The organism is Amycolatopsis albidoflavus, assembly GCF_039525725.1.
Taxonomy (GTDB): domain Bacteria; phylum Actinomycetota; class Actinomycetes; order Mycobacteriales; family Pseudonocardiaceae; genus Amycolatopsis; species Amycolatopsis albidoflava.
Genome location: NZ_BAAAHV010000022.1, coordinates 234,263 through 251,821, shown reverse-complemented (window position 1 = coordinate 251,821; position 17,559 = coordinate 234,263). Strand labels below are relative to the sequence as shown.

At 69.0% G+C, this 17,559-nt stretch carries 16 protein-coding genes; 8 read left to right on the top strand and 8 right to left on the bottom strand.

All coding sequences use genetic code 11. The annotated features are described in order from the left end of the window. The first annotated feature begins 10 nt into the window (after positions 1-10). Together ABD156_RS34280 and ABD156_RS34275 are read left to right on the top strand one after the other, a co-directional pair. Positions 11-661 (top strand): TetR/AcrR family transcriptional regulator, encoded by a 651-nt coding sequence (locus ABD156_RS34280; RefSeq protein WP_344283653.1) that lies wholly within the window; start codon positions 11-13, stop codon positions 659-661. Between the two features lie 48 nt (positions 662-709). After that, a complete protein-coding gene (locus ABD156_RS34275; protein ID WP_377927188.1) occupies positions 710-1,639 on the top strand; it encodes an alpha/beta hydrolase in 930 nt (309 codons plus the stop codon). Between the two features lie 16 nt (positions 1,640-1,655). On the opposite strand, the gene ABD156_RS34270 is transcribed toward ABD156_RS34275, so the two are convergent. The 6 genes from ABD156_RS34270 to tig form a co-directional block, all read right to left on the bottom strand. Next, positions 1,656-2,150, bottom strand: coding sequence for a hypothetical protein (locus ABD156_RS34270; protein WP_344283650.1), 495 nt, complete (start codon positions 2,148-2,150; stop codon positions 1,656-1,658). 42 nt (positions 2,151-2,192) lie between these two features. After that, complete coding sequence (locus ABD156_RS34265) at positions 2,193-2,591, bottom strand: hypothetical protein (protein ID WP_344283647.1); 399 nt, start codon at positions 2,589-2,591, stop codon at positions 2,193-2,195. Between the two features lie 70 nt (positions 2,592-2,661). Then, complete coding sequence (gene clpX, locus ABD156_RS34260) at positions 2,662-3,957, bottom strand: ATP-dependent Clp protease ATP-binding subunit ClpX (protein WP_009081145.1); 1,296 nt, start codon at positions 3,955-3,957, stop codon at positions 2,662-2,664. Between the two features lie 222 nt (positions 3,958-4,179). Next, positions 4,180-4,839, bottom strand: coding sequence for an ATP-dependent Clp protease proteolytic subunit (locus ABD156_RS34255; RefSeq protein ID WP_344283640.1), 660 nt, complete (start codon positions 4,837-4,839; stop codon positions 4,180-4,182). 25 nt (positions 4,840-4,864) lie between these two features. Further along, positions 4,865-5,470 carry a ClpP family protease gene (locus tag ABD156_RS34250; RefSeq protein WP_067595252.1) on the bottom strand — a complete coding sequence of 202 codons (606 nt, stop codon included), beginning with the start codon at positions 5,468-5,470 and terminating at the stop codon, positions 4,865-4,867. A 144-nt stretch (positions 5,471-5,614) separates the two neighbouring features. Beyond that, a complete protein-coding gene (gene tig / locus ABD156_RS34245; protein ID WP_344283635.1) occupies positions 5,615-7,006 on the bottom strand; it encodes a trigger factor in 1,392 nt (463 codons plus the stop codon). A gap of 175 nt (positions 7,007-7,181) precedes the next feature. Here tig and ABD156_RS34240 point away from each other — a divergent pair, with 175 nt between their 5' ends. From ABD156_RS34240 to ABD156_RS34215, 6 genes are all read left to right on the top strand, one after another. After that, positions 7,182-8,030 (top strand): fructosamine kinase family protein, encoded by an 849-nt coding sequence (locus tag ABD156_RS34240; protein WP_344283632.1) that lies wholly within the window; start codon positions 7,182-7,184, stop codon positions 8,028-8,030. A gap of 461 nt (positions 8,031-8,491) precedes the next feature. After that, complete coding sequence (locus tag ABD156_RS34235; protein WP_344283629.1) at positions 8,492-10,012, top strand: sensor histidine kinase; 1,521 nt, start codon at positions 8,492-8,494, stop codon at positions 10,010-10,012. 39 nt (positions 10,013-10,051) lie between these two features. Next, positions 10,052-11,863, top strand: a complete 1,812-nt coding sequence (locus ABD156_RS34230; protein WP_344283626.1) for a glycosyltransferase family 39 protein — start codon at positions 10,052-10,054, stop codon at positions 11,861-11,863. 103 nt (positions 11,864-11,966) lie between these two features. Beyond that, positions 11,967-13,232, top strand: coding sequence for a bifunctional glycosyltransferase family 2/GtrA family protein (locus tag ABD156_RS34225; protein ID WP_344283623.1), 1,266 nt, complete (start codon positions 11,967-11,969; stop codon positions 13,230-13,232). Then, the gene (locus tag ABD156_RS34220) at positions 13,229-15,055 is read left to right on the top strand and encodes an ArnT family glycosyltransferase (protein ID WP_344283620.1); all 1,827 of its coding nucleotides are present in this window, start codon (positions 13,229-13,231) and stop codon (positions 15,053-15,055) included. Before ABD156_RS34225 ends, ABD156_RS34220 begins: the two co-directional genes overlap by 4 nt. Positions 15,056-15,143: 88 nt before the next feature. Beyond that, positions 15,144-15,845, top strand: a complete 702-nt coding sequence (locus ABD156_RS34215; protein ID WP_344283617.1) for a PP2C family protein-serine/threonine phosphatase — start codon at positions 15,144-15,146, stop codon at positions 15,843-15,845. Positions 15,846-15,851: 6 nt separating this feature from the next. On the opposite strand, the gene ABD156_RS34210 is transcribed toward ABD156_RS34215, so the two are convergent. Both ABD156_RS34210 and ABD156_RS34205 read right to left on the bottom strand, forming a co-directional pair. Further along, entirely contained in the window at positions 15,852-16,337 is a 486-nt protein-coding gene (locus ABD156_RS34210; RefSeq protein ID WP_344283614.1) for a DUF2127 domain-containing protein, read from the bottom strand. 694 nt (positions 16,338-17,031) lie between these two features. Continuing rightward, entirely contained in the window at positions 17,032-17,505 is a 474-nt protein-coding gene (locus tag ABD156_RS34205) for a hypothetical protein (protein WP_344283611.1), read from the bottom strand. Between the last annotated feature and the right edge of the window lie 54 nt (positions 17,506-17,559).

Here is a 17,559-nt window from a genome sequence, read left to right as displayed (position 1 = left end):
ACTGGCAAGCATGAGCGAGCGGACTCGGGGCGAACACGCGCGGACGCAACTGGTCGAGGCGGCGATCCGGCTGCTGGCCGACGGCGGCGCGGAAGCACTGCAGGCCCGCAAGCTGGCGGCCGAGATCGGCGCGTCCACAATGGCCGTCTACACGCACTTCGGCGGGATGGCCGCGCTCACCGATGCCGTTGCGCGAGAAGGGTTTCGGCGGCTGATCGCGAACATGGCGACAGTCGGGCAGAGTGACGATCCGGTGGCCGATCTGTACGGCCTCGCGCTGGCCTACCGCCGCACCGCGGTGGAGCACCCGGAGCTGTTCACGCTGATGTTCCGCGAGGCGGGCGCGCGCGGGCAAGCGGTCGGGGACCTGATGAAGGACAACCCGGACAGCGAGGCCGCTGCGTCCTTCCGAGGCATGGTCGCGGCCGTCTCGCGCACGATCGAGGCCGGACGGCTCAAGGGCGATCCGCTGTCGGTCGCCTCACAGATCTGGAGCGCGATCCACGGCTATGTCACCCTCGAACTGCTGGGCCACTTCGGCCGGGGCGACCGAGGAGTGGCCGAGGTGCTCTCGCCACTCTGCGTGACGCTCGTCGTCGGGCTCGGAGACAGCCCTGCCGCCGCTCGGGCGTCCGTGGGTCTGGTCACAACAACCGTGTGAAGATCTTCTGAAGGCAACGTTTTGTCCCTTCGCCACGTCTTACGCTATATGGGTGAGGGGGATTGGGTGAACGAGGAGACTGAGGGCCGAAGGCGGGTGAGCCGCCGGTCCATGCTGATCGCGGGCGCCTCGGGCCTCGGCATCGCCGGGCTCGCGGTGGGGAGCGCGACCGGCGTGGTGCCGTTCAACCAAGCGATGCAGCGGGCACTGGGCGTGACGTCGTCGACGCCGGTCACCCAGCTCGGCAGCATGCGGGTGGAACGCGTCTACTCGCACGCCCGCGGCCGGGAAGTGGACCTCGTTTTCCAGCTGCCGAGCAAGAAGCCGCCGGCCGGTCTCCCGATGTCCCTGATGCTGCACGGCCTCCACGGATCCGCCCGCTCCGCCGCGCCGAGCGGCCTGCTGAAGCAGCTGGCCAGCGACGTCGCCCGCAAAGCCGTGCCGGCGTACGGCTTCGTCGCGGTCGACGGCGGCGACAACTACTGGCACCAGGTCCGTCCCGGCGACGACCCGATGGCGATGCTCCTGGAAGAAGTCCCGCAGTGGCTGCGCGCCCGCGGCTTCGGCGGCACGGACGGCCTGCCGTTCGCCTGCGCCGGGGTGTCGATGGGCGGCTTCGGCGCGCTGCTGTACGCCCGCCGCCGGGCCGAACGGCGCCAGCCGCCCGCCGCGGTCGCCGCGATCGCGCCCGCGCTGCTCACGTCGTGGCCGGAAATGGCGAAACGCCGCATTTTCACCGGCATGACGGACTGGACGTCGCTCGACCCGCTGCGCCACCAGGCGTCCTTGCAGGGCATTCCGACGGCGGTTTACTGCGGGACGGAAGATCCGTTCATCACCGGTGTGCGGCGGTATATCGCGGAAACGCACCCGACCATTGGCTACACGGCGCACGGGAAGCACAGCGACACGTTCTTCCGGACAACGGTGCCCAGCATGGTGGGGTTCTTGGGCAAGCATTTGCGGCAGAAGGTCTGAGCCTGCTTCTCCGGAATCAGCGGAGAAAGCCCAGTTCCTCGATCGTATGCGTCGGCGTGCCCAAGAAGAGATCCGGCGACACCGGCCCGTACGCGACATTCAGCGTGTCCAACCGGTAATGCCAATTGCCGCTGCGGAACCCGGTGAAGCGGTAATTCACCTGCCACCGCAGCCATTCCCCGCGAGCCAGGCGACGCGCCGGAGGGCGGCGCGGGCGGCCGGACCGCCTCCCGAAATGGGTGGTTTCCAGTTTCACCCGCAGCAGGTCGTCGGCCTCGTCGAGGCGAACTGTCGAATCCAGCGGCGACGGTGCTTTGTCCCGCTCGCCTTCCCAGGCCGCACATCGCGGTTCGAAATCCGTCTCCTCGCCCATCCGCACCACATGGGTGAAGGGCGCGGTCAACGCCGGAAGCGGGAACGCGATCGGGGCCGCATTGCGGCGAGCCGCCTCCGCACCGCCTCGGGATTTCTTCGTCCACGAGGTGCACACCCACTGCACAACCGCATCCATAGCGGCCATCCTCCACCGCGCAGGACGCTCGCCGCGAGCGAGTTACGAGACCCAGCGGGCCACGACGGACATCACCCAGAACCCGACCAGCCCCGCCAGCGCCGTCAGCAGCGACCAGCGCAGCTGAAGCGCCCGGGTCTCCGACGCACGCCACCGGCGCAGGAACAGCCACGACACCACATACAGCGGGATCGGCAGCAGCGGCAGCGCCGACAGCCGGGTGCCGACCGCGACCAGGCAAACCAGCGTGCACAGCGCCAGCATGATCTCGGCCGCGCGGGGCAGCCACGGGAAGCGCGTGAACACCGACGCGGCTACCCGCTCGCTCAACTCCAGGATGCCGACGACCGGCGCGGCGGCGGGCTCGGTCTCGGCGGGCACCGCATCGCCGGGGTCGGCAGTCTCGTCCCCCCGGGGTGCGGTCAGCGGCACGGTTGTCATCCTGTCCATTATCGCGCCTGCCGCCGACACCCGGACAGCCGACTCCTGCTAACGCCCGGCGGACGCCGGGTCAGGCCGACTTTTCGCCGCGCTCGCTGCGAGTGCGGCGGGACGGCTGGCGAGCCACGATCGTGGGGTTGACGTTCTCCCGCACGGTCTGCTCGGTGATCACGACCTTCGCCACGTCCTCGCGGCTCGGGATGTCGTACATGACCGGCTGGAGGACTTCCTCCATGATCGCGCGCAGGCCGCGGGCGCCGGTGCCGCGCAGGACGGCCTGGTCCGCGATGGCCTCGAGCGCCGTCTTGGTGAACTCCAGCTCGACGTTGTCCATCTCGAAGAGCTTCTTGTACTGCTTCACCAGCGCGTTGCGCGGCTGAGTCAAGATCGAGACGAGCGATTCCTTGTCCAGGTGGTTCACCGTCGCCACGACCGGGAGCCGGCCGATGAACTCCGGGATCAGCCCGAACTTGATCAGGTCCTCCGGCATCGTCTCGGAGAACACGTCGCTGCCCTCGATCTCGGCCTTCGTGCGGATCTCCGCGCCGAAGCCGAGGCCGCGCTTGCCGACCCGCTCGTTGATGATCTTTTCCAGCCCGGCGAACGCGCCCGCGACGATGAACAGCACGTTCGTGGTGTCGATCTGGATGAATTCCTGGTGCGGGTGCTTGCGCCCGCCCTGGGGCGGCACCGACGCGGTGGTGCCCTCGAGGATCTTCAGCAGCGCCTGCTGCACGCCCTCGCCGGACACGTCGCGGGTGATCGACGGGTTCTCGCTCTTGCGGGCGATCTTGTCGACCTCGTCGATGTAGATGATGCCGGTCTCGGCGCGCTTGACGTCGTAGTCCGCCGCCTGGATCAGCTTCAGCAGGATGTTCTCGACGTCCTCGCCGACGTAGCCCGCCTCGGTGAGCGCGGTGGCGTCGGCGATGGCGAACGGGACGTTCAGCAGCTTCGCCAGCGTCTGCGCGAGGTAGGTCTTGCCGCAGCCGGTGGGGCCGAGCATCAGGATGTTGGACTTGGCCAGCTCGACCGGCTCGTCCTTGGAGTCCTTCGGGCCGGACTTGTCGTCGGCCTGGATCCGCTTGTAATGGTTGTACACCGCGACCGCGAGCGTCTTCTTCGCGTCGTCCTGGCCGATGATGTACTGCTCGAGGAACTCGTGGATGTCGGCGGGCTTCGGGAGCTCGTCGAGCTTCACGTCGCCGGCTTCGGCCAGCTCCTCTTCGATGATCTCGTTGCAGAGGTCGATGCACTCATCGCAGATGTAGACCCCTGGCCCGGCAATGAGCTTCTTCACCTGCTTCTGGCTCTTGCCGCAGAAAGAACACTTCAGCAGGTCGCCGCCGTCACCGATCCGTGCCATGGCCGTTGACCTCGTCCCCTCCGGTGCGCGGGCGCACCTGCACAACTGTTTGGCGACCCCGGGACTGCCAGGCGTTCCCGGGACCAACACGCATTGCCACCGACGGTACCCGCCCGAAGGCGCGGGCGGGAACACCCGACCCCCATAGGGCACGTCGACGACCGACAGTAGACCAGCGGACCGGTGCGCGTCGCGGATTCGCCGCGCACCGGCCCGTCGCGGTCAGTTCGCCGAGGCCTTCCGGTACGGAAGCACCTCGTCGATCAGGCCGTAGGCCTTGGCTTCTTCGGCGGTGAGGATCTTGTCCCGCTCGATGTCGGCCTTGATCTCGTCCGGTTCCTTGTTCGTGTGCTTCGCCAGGATGACCTCCATCTGGCGGCGCACGCGCTGGATCTCGTTGGCCTGGATCTCCAGGTCCGAGACCTGCCCGTAGGTGCCCTCGGTGGCCGGCTGGTGGATCAGCACGCGCGCGTTCGGCAGCGCCATGCGCTTGCCCGGCGTGCCCGCCGCCAGCAGCACCGCGGCGGCCGAGGCGGCCTGGCCGAGGCACACGGTCGAGATGTCCGGGCGGATGTACTGCATGGTGTCGTAGATCGCCATCAGCGACGTGAACGACCCGCCCGGGGAGTTGATGTAGATGCTGATGTCGCGGTCCGGGTCCTCGTGCTCGAGGTGCAGCAGCTGGGCCATCACGTCGTTCGCCGACGCGTCGTCCACCTGCACGCCGAGGAAGATCGTCCGCTCCTCGTACAGCTTGTTGTACGGGTTGGACTCCTTCACGCCGTAGCTGGTGCGCTCGACGTAGGACGGGAGGATGTAGCGCGACTGGGGCGACAGGGTATTCGGGGCCCGGAAGTCACCCGGGAGCCGGAAGTTGCTCATGATGCTCTCCTGTGTGCTTCGGGACTCAGTTGCTCGACGTCAGGCCGCTGTCGCGGGTCAGCACGTGGTCGACGAAACCGTAGTCCTTCGCCTCCTGCGCGGTGAACCAGCGGTCGCGGTCGCCGTCCTTGATGATCTGCTCGGTGGTCTGGCCGGTCTGCTCGGCGGTGATCTTCGCGAGCTCCTGCTTCCACTTGTTGAACAGGTCGGCCTGGATCGCGATGTCGGAGGCGGTGCCGCCGACGCCCGCGGAAGGCTGGTGCATCAGGATGCGCGCGTGCGGAAGCGCGTAGCGCTTGCCGGGGGTGCCCGAGGAGAGCAGGAACTGCCCCATCGAGGCCGCCATGCCCATCGCGTAGGTCGCCACGTCCGGCTTGATCAGCTGCATGGTGTCGTAGATCGCGAACCCGGCGGTCACCGAGCCGCCCGGCGAGTTGATGTAGAACCGGATGTCCGATTCCGAGTCGTCCGCGTCGAGCAGCAGGAGCTGCGCGGTGAGCCGGTTGGCGACCTCGTCGTTGACCTCGGAGCCGAGAACGACGATGCGCTCCTGGAGCAACCGCTCGAACACCGAGTCGGTGAGGTTGAGCCCCGCGGTGCCGGTCCGCCCCTCGGGCATGTGCTGCTTCACGTCTGCCTGCCTTTTCACCGGCGACGGGCCGCCTGTGAGAGCCGCGCCGCCGCTGTCGTGTTCAGATGCTTGAGATCTTGCAACCGACCCTAACGAACTTGGGCGGTGCAGAATGCCTGACACCGCCCAAGTTCGCTTACAGCTTTACTCCGCGGGGGTCGCCGCCGCTTCTTCGGTGACCTGGGTCTCCTCTTCGGCCGCCGCGGTGTCCGACTCGTCGGCGCCGAACAGCTCGGTCAGGTCGACCTCGGACCCGGACGCGTCCTTCACCGTGGTGCCGCGCACGACCGAGGCGAGCGCCTTGCCGCGGCGGACGTCGGCGTAGATCGCGGTCAGCTGGCCGGACTGCTGGGCCCGCTGCACGTACTCGTCCGGGCTGACGCCGAAGCGCTGCGCCTGGTAGATGATCCGCTCGGTGAGCTCGCCGTCGTTGACCGACGTCTTCTCCTTGTCGGCGATGGTGTCCAGCAGCAGCTGCGTGCGGACGGCCTTCTCCGACTCTTCCTTGACCTCGGCGTTGAACTCGTCGAGGGTGCGGCCCTCGGCCTCGAGGGCCTTGGCGAACTGCTCCTCGTCGTGGTCGAACGGGTGGATCGCGTCGTGCTTGCGGTTCTCGATCTCGGCCTCGAGGACCTTCTCCGGCAGCGGCACCTCGGTGCGCTCCAGGAGGATCTCGAGGACCTTGTCGCGCGCCTGGACGCCCTGCTGCATCGTCTTGACGCGGCCGAGCCGGGTGCGCAGGTCCCCGCGCAGCTCGTCGATCGTGTCGAACTCGCTCGCCAGCTGGGCGAATTCGTCGTCGGCCTCGGGCAGCTCGCGCTCCTTGACCGACTGCACGGTGACGGTGACCTCGGCGTCCTGGCCGGCGAACTCGCCCGCGACCAGCTTGGTGGTGAACACCTTGGTCTCGCCTGCGCGCGCGCCGACGATGGCCTCGTCGATGCCGTCCACGAGCTGGCCGGAGCCGATCTCGTAGGACAGCCCCGTGGTGGAGGCCTCCTCGACGGGCTTGCCGTCGACGCTGGCCGAGAGGTCGATCGACACGAAGTCGCCGGTCTGGGCCGGGCGCTCGACGCCGCTCAGGGTGCCGAAGCGGGCGCGCAGCTCGTCGAGCTGCTCGGCGACCTCTTCGTCGGTGGTCTCGACGTCGTCGACGCTGATCTCGAGGCCCTCGAGGTCGGGCAGCTCGATCTCCGGCCGCACGTCGACCTCGGCGCTGAACTCCAGCACCTCGCGGTCCTCGAGCTTGGTCACCTCGAACTCGGGCTGGCCGAGCGTCCGGACCTCGCCCGCGCGGACGGCCTCGATGTACTTGGCCGGGATGGCCTCGTTGACGACCTCGTCGAGCACCGGCGCGCGGCCGATCCGGCTTTCCAGGACGCGAGCGGGGACCTTGCCGGGACGGAAACCGGGGACCCGCACCTGCTGGGCGATCTTCCGGTACGCGGCGTCGAAGTTCGGCTTGAGCTCGTCGAACGGCACCTCGACATTGATCTTCACTCGCGTCGGGCTGAGCTGCTCGACGGTGCTCTTCAAGGTCTTCTCCTCGAGCGGTAAACGATGGGGGCGGGCAGTCCCTCAGGACCGCCCCGGTCACCTGCTGACCGGGATATCCGAGTCTAGGCCAGAGGGTTGACAAGACCGGCTGCGGGGCACCTGCCGAGGCAGAGCCGATCAGCACGCGCCGGTGCGCGCCCGTAGCGTCGAGGACGTGGTTTCCGGGCAACAGAGCGAAGGTCCGGCCGCGGCGGCGACGCGGCTCACCGGATTCGAGGCAGCCTCACGAGGCCCCTCAGGCACCCTCAGTGAGGTCGTATTGACCGACGGCCACCAGCATTTCGACGCGGTGGTGAAGCGCGGCCACGCTCCAGGCGCGACCCGAGCCGAGGCCGCCGGACTGCGCTGGCTGGCAGCGGCGGACGCAGTGCGGATCCCCCACGTGCACGGCGCCGACGACACCTGGCTGGTACTGGACCGCGTAACCGAAACGAGCCCGTCGCACGCCGAAGACTTCGGCCGCAACCTCGCCCGCCTGCACTCGGCCGGAGCCCCCGCTTTCGGCGCCCCTCCCCCGACCGGCCCGGCGGACGCATGGATCGGGACCGCGCCGATGCGCAACTCGCCACGCGAATCGTGGCCGGAGTGGTACGCCGAGCACCGAATTCTCCCCTACGTCCGAATGGCGTCCGAGATCCTCGACACGACGGTGTTCGAACGCGCCTGCGCCCGAATCCCGTCGGTAGCCGGCCCGGCAGAACCGCCCGCGCGGCTGCACGGAGATCTGTGGAGCGGCAATGTCCTGTGGGATGCCGGCGGCGCGATACTGATCGACCCAGCCGCACACGGCGGACACCGAGAGACAGATCTCGCGATGCTGCACCTGTTCGGCTGCCCACACCTGGAGCGAATCGTGGCCGCCTACGACGAAGTAGCGCCACTGGCGGACGGCTACCGGGAACGAATCGCCCTGCACCAGCTTTTCCCGCTGCTAGTGCACACAGTCCTGTTCGGACGGTCCTACGCAAGACAAGCAACCGACGCCGCCCGCTCCCTGGGCTAACCCCCCACTTCACCGTCCGTGAGGGCCACCTTCACGGACTCAGAGTCCCTCAGGGTTCCCCTCACGCCCCGCCATTCCCTCAAGGAGCCCCTCACGGAACAGGATTCCCTCAAGGAGCCCTTCACAGCCCCCCGAGCGCACCCGATGCACCCAACCACCGAGGCACCCGGCCTTCCCCCAACCGCACCCGATGCACCCAACCAACGAGGCACCCAGCCCTCCCCCAACCCCGATACGAAGCCTTCCCTGCGGGCGGCGGGTGCTTGTCAAGGCATCTTTCCCGCCTTGACAAGCACCCGCCGCCCGTCAGCACAATCGAGCTTCGGGGTGCCCCACGCAACCAACGCCTGCAATGTCGCCGCCAGGCGACGAGCAGTCACCCCCAGCCCCCAGCACCCCCGCACAGCGGACTCACAGCAAGCACACATCGCCCCCACACCCGCAAACCGCACCCTCGGGTCATGACCCTCCGCGCACGATTAGCCGCCGCTCACCCAAGGCGGCAATCCCTGCGCACCAAACTCACCGTCTCGGTAGTAATCCTCCTCTCCCTGGTCTGCCTGACCATCGGCGTAATCAGCGAATTCGCCCTGCGCGCCTTCCTCCTGACCCAAACCGACACCCAACTCTCCGCGGCCACCGCCCGCGCCCTCGACTTCGCCACCCACCCCGGCCCTCCCGGCAACGAACGCAACCCCCTCGACGCCCCAGGCCAAGGCGCAGGCACAGTCACCGCCCACTTCGACTCCGAGGGCCAAGACGGCACCGGAGGCTGGCTCTCCCCACACGGCCAGCGCATCACCCTCACCCCAGACGAACTGACGGCGCTGCAAGACCCGCCGGCAAGCGGCCGCCCCTACACCCGCACCCTCGGCAACCTCGGCGACTACCGCCTGACCGCCATCTCCATCCCCGACGGCACAGTCATCACCGGCGTCCCGCTAGCCCCCATGCAACAGACGCTGCTGACCGTCGGCCTGATCCTCTTCGGCGTAGCCGCAGCCGGAGTAACCGGCGCAGCCTTCCTAGGCGCCTTCGCAGTCCGCCGAACCCTCCGCCCACTGGAACGCGTCGCGGAAACCGCCTCACGAGTCTCCGAACTCCCCTTGGATCGAGGCGACGTAGACCTGTCCGTCCGAGTCCCCGCCCAAGACACCGATCCCCGCACCGAAGTAGGCCAAGTCGGCGCAGCACTGAACCACATGCTCGGCCACATCTCCTCCGCACTGGAAGCCCGCCACGCCAGCGAACTGCGCGTCCGCCGATTCGTCGCCGACGCCAGCCACGAACTGCGCACCCCGCTAGCCGCCATCCGCGGCTACGCCGAACTCGCCGGCCGCTCCGACAGCCACGCCCCACCAGACGTCGCCCATTCGATGACCCGGATCGAATCCGAAGCCGACCGGATGACCGCGCTCGTCGAGGACCTCCTCCTGCTCGCCCGCCTCGACGCGGGCCGTCCGCTCGACGTCGCCGAAGTAGACCTGACCCGCCTGGTCGCGGACGCGGTCAGCGACGCACACGTGGCCGGCCCGCACCACGTCTGGCAACTCGCCTTGCCCGACGAACCGATCCTCGTCCTAGGCGATGTCCAACGACTGCACCAAGTTCTGGCGAACCTGCTAGCGAACGCCCGCGTCCACACACCACCCGGCAGCACAGTCGTCACCGCCCTCACGAGATCGGTCGACGGCAGCGCCGTGGTGACCGTGACCGACGACGGCCCCGGCATCCCGCCCGAACTTCAGCCCGCGGTGTTCGAACGCTTCGCCCGCGGCGATTCGTCCAGGTCGCGGGCAGCCGGGTCGACCGGACTAGGCCTGGCAATCGTGTCGGCAGTACTGACCGCGCACCACGGCACCATCACGATGCACAGCCGCCCAGGCCAGACGTCCTTCGCCGTCCGTCTGCCGATCGCAGTCCCGGCGCAGCGCACACCGCTCGCCTATGACCCCAAGTCCCACAGCGGACACACAGGGTAGGCACATCCCGACCCCAGGTCGCGCCGCGAGGCTGACCGCATGACCGCAGTCGCGACCCACCCAGCCGTTCCCACCGCGCCGCTACAGCGCGCCGAACCGAGGTGGGTGCGCCCGAGCCTCGTGTTGCTGCTCGTCGCGACCGCCGCGCTGTACCTGTGGGATCTGAGCGCATCCGGCTGGGCCAACGCGTTCTACTCCGCCGCCGCGCAAGCCGGATCGCAGAGCTGGAAAGCACTGTTCTTCGGCTCCACCGACGCGGCCAACGGCATCACCGTGGACAAGACGCCCGCCGCACTCTGGGTGATGAGCCTGTCCGCGCGGCTGTTCGGGGTGAACGCGTGGAGCATCCTGATACCGCAGGCATTGATGGGTGTCGGCTCCACGTGGCTGCTGTACGCGACCGTACGACGCACTTCCGGTGCGGCGGCGGGATTGCTCGCTGGCGCAGTGCTGACGCTCACTCCGGCCGCGGCACTGATTTTCCGGTTCAACAACCCAGACGCATTGCTCGTCCTGCTGCTGATCGCCGCTGCTTACTGCACGGTGCGGGCGATCGAGAAGGCCAGCCCGCGATGGCTCGTTTTCGCAGGCATGGCAATCGGATTCGGCTTTCTCGCCAAGATGCTGCAAGCGTTTCTCGTTCTGCCCGCCTTCGCTCTCGCGTACCTCGTGGCCGCACCGATCGCGCTCGGCAAACGTCTGCTGCACCTGCTCGCCGGACTTGCCGCCGTGGCGGTTTCGGCAGGCTGGTACCTCGCCGTCGTGGCATTGTGGCCAGCCGCCGCCCGGCCGTACATCGGCGGCTCACAGAACAACAGCCTGCTCGAACTTACCTTGGGGTACAACGGCTTCGGCCGCATCACTGGCGACGAGACCGGCAGCGTCGGCGGAAGCCCGGGCGGCGGCTGGGGCAGCACCGGACTGTTCCGGTTGTTCGGCACCGAAATGGCGGGCGGCATCGCCTGGCTGCTGCCCGCCGCAGTGCTCGGGCTCGGCGCTGGCCTGTGGTTCACCCGCTACGCGCCCCGCACCGACCGCAGTCGCGCCTCGCTGCTGCTCTGGGGCGGCTGGCTGCTCGTGACCGCCGTGGTGTTCAGCTTCATGGGCGGGATCATCCATCCCTACTACACCGTCGCGCTCGCTCCGGCGATCGCCGCGCTCGTCGGGATCGCCGCCGTCCAGTTGTGGCGGATCCGCGGCAATCCGGCTGCCGTAGGGCTGTTGAGCGGCGGTGTCGCGCTGACGACGGTCACGGCCTACCTGTTGCTGGACAATTCGTGGCAGCCGTGGCTTACCCCGGCGGTGCTCGTCCTCGGGATTTTGGCGGCTATCGCCCTGTTCTTCGTCCAGCACTTCGGCCGGATCGCCGCCGTGCTGGGACTGGTCGTGCTGCTCACCGGAACCGGCGCGTACAGCCTCGCCACCGCAGCCACTCCGCACACCGGCGCGATTCCGTCGGCTGGACCGAATACGCGGCAAATGTTCGGCGGCGGCGGATTGCTCGGCACCACCCTGCCCGGCGCGAACCTGACAGCGTTGCTGCGGAAATCCGGCGAGCACCGGTGGGCCGCGGCGACCGTCGGGTCCAACAACGCCGCCGGATACCAGCTCGGCAGCGGCAAACCGGTACTCGCGGTGGGCGGATTCAACGGCACCGACCCGTATCCGACGCTCGAGCAGTTCGAGCAGTACGTCCGCGAAGGACAGATCCGCTACTTCCTCGGCGACGGCCTGACCATGCGCGGCTCCAGCAGCGGAAGCGACGCCGCCGCCCAGATCGTCCAATGGGTGGCCGAGAACTACCAAATGACCACAGTGGACGGTGTGACCGTCTACGACCTGGCTGCCTGATTCCGTGCCGTGCGGCCAAGATCACCGGATCAGGCGTACGTCGCACAGCGCAAGCACAGGAACACCACAAGGTGGCCAAAGCCCCGCGGACCACGGTGAACGCATGAACGCCACCGCCCCCTCCCGCAGCGGCGCCCCGCGGCCCGGGACGACTCCGGTCGGCCTCGGCGGCCCGCATCCCGTGCTCGACGTCGTCATCCCGGTCTACAACGAGGAAACCGACCTCGAACCGTGCATCCGCAGACTGCGGGCGCATCTCGCCGAACGCGCCGGCTACCCGTACCGGATCACCGTCGCGGACAACGCGAGCACCGACAAAACCCTTGCTGTCGCCGAAGAACTGGCCAGAGAGTTCCCCGAGGTCGAGGTGCGCCACCTCGACGAAAAGGGCCGCGGCCGGGCGCTGCAGGCGGTCTGGTCCTCCTCGGACGCCGCCGTGCTGGCTTACATGGACGTGGACCTGTCCACCGACCTCGCCGCGCTGGACCCGCTCGTCGCGCCGCTGTTGTCCGGGCATTCGGACGTCGCGATCGGCAGCCGCCTCGCCCGCGGCGCCCGGGTGGTGCGCGGACCGAAGCGCGAGTTCATCTCCCGCTGCTACAACCTGATCCTGCGCGGCACGCTCGCCGCGAGGTTCTCCGACGCGCAATGCGGGTTCAAGGCGATCCGCGCCGACGTCGCCCGCGCGCTGCTCCCGCACGTGCGCGACACCGGCTGGTTTTTCGACACCGAGCTGCTCGTGCTCGCCCAGCGCGCCGGGCTGCGCATCCACGAGGTGCCGGTGGACTGGGTCGACGACCCGGACTCCTCGGTCGACCTCGTCGCGACCGCCACCGCCGACCTCAAAGGCATCGCCAGGGTCACCCGCGCGACCTTCACCGGTGAGATTCCCGTGCACCGGCTGCGCGAACAGCTCGGCCGCGAACCGATCGGCGTGGAGGCCCCCGGAGTGTCCCCGAGCCTGGTGAAACAACTCGTGCGCTTCGCCGCGGTCGGCGTCGCCAGCACTGTCGCGTACCTGCTGCTTTTCCTGTTGCTGCGGACGATGGTCGGCGCGCAGGCGGCCAACTTCACCGCGCTGCTCGTCACCGCGATCGCGAACACCGCGGTGAACCGGCGGGTGACCTTCGGCGTCCGCGGGCGGGCAGGCGCCGGACGGCATCAGTTCGAGGGGCTGATCGTGTTCGGCCTCGGGCTGGCGCTGACCAGCGGTTCGCTCGCCTTGCTCAACCACACCACCCATCCCGGGCTCGTCCTGGAGACGACCGTGCTCGTGCTGGCGAACCTCGCCGCCACGGTGCTGCGCTTCCTGCTGCTGCGGGGCTGGGTCTTCAATCCGCGCCGCACCGCTACCGAGGAGTCGTCTTGAGCACTGTCCTGTCCGCCCGGCCCGCTGCCCCGGACGCGCCGGATCGCGCGACGCCTCGCTGGATCCGTCCGTCGGTGTTCGGACTCTTGGCGCTCACCGCTGTCCTGTACTTCTGGGACCTGACCGCTTCCGGATTCGGCAACTCGTTCTACGCCGCCGCCGTGCAATCGGGCACACAGAGCCTGAAGGCGTGGCTGTTCGGCTCGCTGGACGCCGGGAACGTGATCACTGTCGACAAACCGCCTGCTGCGTTGTGGGTGGGGACGGCTTTCGCACGAGTCTTCGGGTTCTCCAGCTTCACCGTGCTTGCACCGCAGGCACTCATGGGCGTCGGCTCGGTCGGGCTGCTTTACCTGACGGTGCGTCGCGTTTCGGGGCCGCTGCCGGGATTGCTGGCCGGTGCGATGCTCGCGCTGACGCCGGTCGCCGCACTGATGTTCCGCTTCAACAACCCGGACGCGCTGCTCACGCTGCTGCTGATCGCCGGGGCGTACTGCACGGTGCGGGCGATCGAGAAGGCAAGCCCCCGGTGGCTGGTTTTCGCTGGTGTCGCAATCGGATTCGGGTTCTTGACAAAGATGATGCAGGCGTTCCTGGTGCTGCCCGCGTTCGCCCTCGCGTACCTGATCGCCGCGCCGACCGGACTGGGAAAACGGTTGCTGCACTTGGTTTACGCCGGGGTCGCGGTGGTCGTCTCGGCCGGCTGGTTCGTGGCGCTGGTGGAGCTGTGGCCGTCGGGGTCACGGCCGTACATCGGCGGGTCGACCGGGGACAGCCTGTTGGAGCTGGCCTTGGGGTACAACGGGCTCGGGCGGATCTTCGGCGGGCAGGGCAACGGCGGCGGGATGGGCGGTTTTGGCGGCGGAGGGAACAGCGCGTTCGGCGGCAGTTCCGGTCTCGGACGGATGTTCGGCGCGAGTTTCGGCACTGAGGTCTCGTGGCTGCTGCCCGCCGCGCTGATCGGGTTGGCGGCCGGGTTGTGGTTCACCCGGCGCGCCGCGCGCACCGACCGGACCCGGGCGTCGCTCGTCGTCTGGGGTGGCTGGCTGCTCGTGACCGGGCTGGTGTTCAGCTTCATGAGCGGCACCGTGCACCCGTACTACGCGGTGCAGCTCGCGCCCGCGATCGCCGCGCTGGTCGCGATTTCCGGGCACGCGCTGTGGCGCGGCCGGGCGCACTCCGCACCGAGGATGGTGCTGGGCGGGATGATCGCGGCGACCGCGGTGTGGGACTTCATCCTGCTCGACCGCACGCCGGACTGGTTCCCCTTGCTGCGCTGGACGATCGTGGTGCTGGGGCTGCTGGTGAGCACCATCGTGGTGGTCGGGGTGCCGCGGGCGCGGACCGTTCTGATCGGGCTGGCGGCGGCGATTGTCGTGACGCTCGGGGTCGGCACCGCCGGGTACGCCGTGGAGACGGTTTCCTTGCCGCACAGCGGTTCTATCCCGACTTCGGGTCCGCGTACCGGGGGCGTGGGCGGCTTCGGAGGCGGCATGGAAGAAGCCAACGGCTCCGTCGGTCAGCTGCTGGGCGGCACGACGACGAAGTGGGCCGCCGCGACGACCGGGTCGCAGTCGGCGGCGAGCCTGGAGCTGGCGAGCGGCAAGTCGGTGATCGGCATCGGCGGCTGGGACGGCAGCGATCCGGCCCCGACGCTGGAGGAGTTCAAGCAGTACGTCGCGGCGGGCGAAGTGGCGTACTACGTGGACGGCGGGCGCGGCGGCGGTCCTGGCGGCGGGTCGAACGACATCTCCGAGTGGGTGGCCGCGAACTTCACCGCGACCACGGTCGGTGGCGAAACTGTCTACCAGCTCACCCGGTGAGACCGCGGATCCTCAGCCTCCTCCCAGGAACGAGGCGCATTCTGGAAAGCACGGAGAGTCATCCGCAGGGAACGCCCGGGAGGTCACGATGGCCGGATATCCACGCTGGCACACCGCGAGCGAGCAGGGGCCGCGCGAGCGCAATGCCGACGCGGTGAGCGCCTACGCGGCCGCCGGGGCACGCGGAATCACCTTCGCGCTCGCCGACGGCGTCGGGGACGACCCCGGCGCCGGCCGGGCCGCCCAGGTCGCCGCCGCGGCCGCCGCGCGCACTCCTGTCGAATCCGGCCCGGTGAAGGCGATTTTGGCCGCACAGCAAGCAGTTCACCGACTCGGCGGCACCGGAGACGCGGTGCTGGTCGTGGCGATGCCCCACGCCGGCGGCTACCGGATCGCGTGGGTCGGCGACGCGCGGGCGTACGCCTGGGACGGGTCGATGATCCACAAACTCACGCAGGACCACACGATGGCGGAGTACTTCCGCTCGCGGCACCAGCCGTACTCGCCGCGGATGGAGCACCTGGTGACCACGAGTGTCCGCACGACGAAACCGGAGGAGATCGGCACGACGGAGACGTCGAGCGGAGGCCTCCTGCTCACCAGCGACGGCGTCCACAAGGTCCTGACGCCCGCCACAATCGACGAAATCCTGGCCGATCCCGCCCGCGGCGCGTCCGCTCTGGTAGCGACCGCCATCGCACTGGGCGGCCGCGACAACGCGACGGCCCTGTTCGTGGAACCGGCGGACGTGGCGACGTTGGTGACGGAAAGGTTTCCCGCTGCCGCCTGAGCGAGGTCAGGCGTGATCGCGTTTGAGATTCCGGTACTCGCGAAAGACAAGCACGATGATCACCGCGTCGAGCGCGGCGAAGAAGGGCAGCGCGATGGAGTGGGTTTCGAAGGCACGGTAAATCTCGTACACGACGAACGCGGCGAGCACGACCATCGCGACCGGGTAGGCGCGCACCCACTTACGCGCGAGCGCCCACACGAGGCCGAGCTTGAGCAACCCGTGCGCCAGCAGATACGCGACGGCGAACGTCTTGGTGCCCCCGCCGGCAAAGTGCTCCGCGGCGGTTTCGAGATGCCGCGCGAGCGTGCCGGAGGGGTCGCCGAGCAGGTCGCGGGTGATGACCGCGTTCACGAACCCGGTGACGACCGTCGCGGGGATGAACGCCAGGATCAGCGCCCCGATCAGCTGAAGGGCCCCGTCGAGGCCCTTCAGCGTGATCGCGATCCGGAACAGCCGCTCGGTGGAACGGGTGGAGGTCTCCTCGCTCATCGGTACAGGAAACCGGAAAATCCCGAGGGTTGCTGGGTTGATAGCCGGGTTTCGGACGGGTGATCCGGTTTGCGTGCCTGTCGGGCGTCCTGTGGTTCGGGGTTTCGGCCTGGTGTTCTGGCCCAGGTGCCCTGCTGGCTCGGGTGCGGCCCAGCGCTCTGCCACAGCTGCCTAGTGGCCCGGGTGCAGCGCAGTGCTCTGGCACAGCTGCCTGATCGCCCGGGTGCTGCCTAGTGCTCTGGCACACGTGCCTGGCGGCCCGGGTGCGGCCCAGTGCTCAGGCACAGCTGCCTGATCGCCCGGGTGCGGCCCAGTGCTCTGCCACAGCTGCCTGATGGCTCGGGCATCGGCCTAGTGATCGGGTTTGGGCACCTGGCAGCTCAGTCCTCAGCCCAGCGATCCGGTTTGCGCACCCCGACAGCTCGGATCTCGGCCAGCTCTCCGACCCATGTGCCCGGCGACCGGGGCCTCGGGCCTCGGGCCTCGGGCCTCGGGCCTCGGGCCAGTGATCCGGTTCGCGCATCCTGTGGCTCTGATTTAGCCGAGCATGCTCAGCCCGCACCGATCAGCCTTCCCCACAGCTCACGACCCCGAATTCGCACACCGGTCATGCCCGCTGGCCGCTCCCAGCCAAGCCCGTCCGGCCCGCTGGGTTCAGGCTCCATCGCCCGGCCCGTTCCCGCTGCCCGGCCCTTCACTCGCGACGCATCGCAGCCCCGCCCTTGCTCTGGCATTCCGGGCACCGCACGTACCTTTTCGTGTGATCGTGCGGATCCTGCCCGAACACCGGAAAACACGCCGCCCCGCACAGTCCGAGGTACACCGGCCCACACCGAAGCGGGCGGCGGCCGACTTGATGCGCCAGCCGTGCCGCGTTCTCCGGCGCTCCCGCCTGGGGCAGCCAGCCGTGCGCGGGCAGGCTCGCCAGGACGGCCTCGTTCAGGTGGTCGGCCCGACGGACCAACGCCCGGCCGAGGTCAAGGAGACGCTCGCCGAGGTCCCGCACCGCGTCTGGGCGCGGGGATCGTTCGTCGAGCGCCCGGGTGAGGAACGCGAGGTCGAGTGCCAGGGTGGCTTGCAGGTCGCGAATCCAGGTGACCAGTTCGGGTCCGGTGAGCCCCACCGCCGAACCGCGCTGCTCCGGCAGCCTGCTCCAGCGTCCGGTCATGCGCCGTTCCCGGTAAGCACCGCGCGGTCACTTCCCGCGCCGTTCACTCGCCAG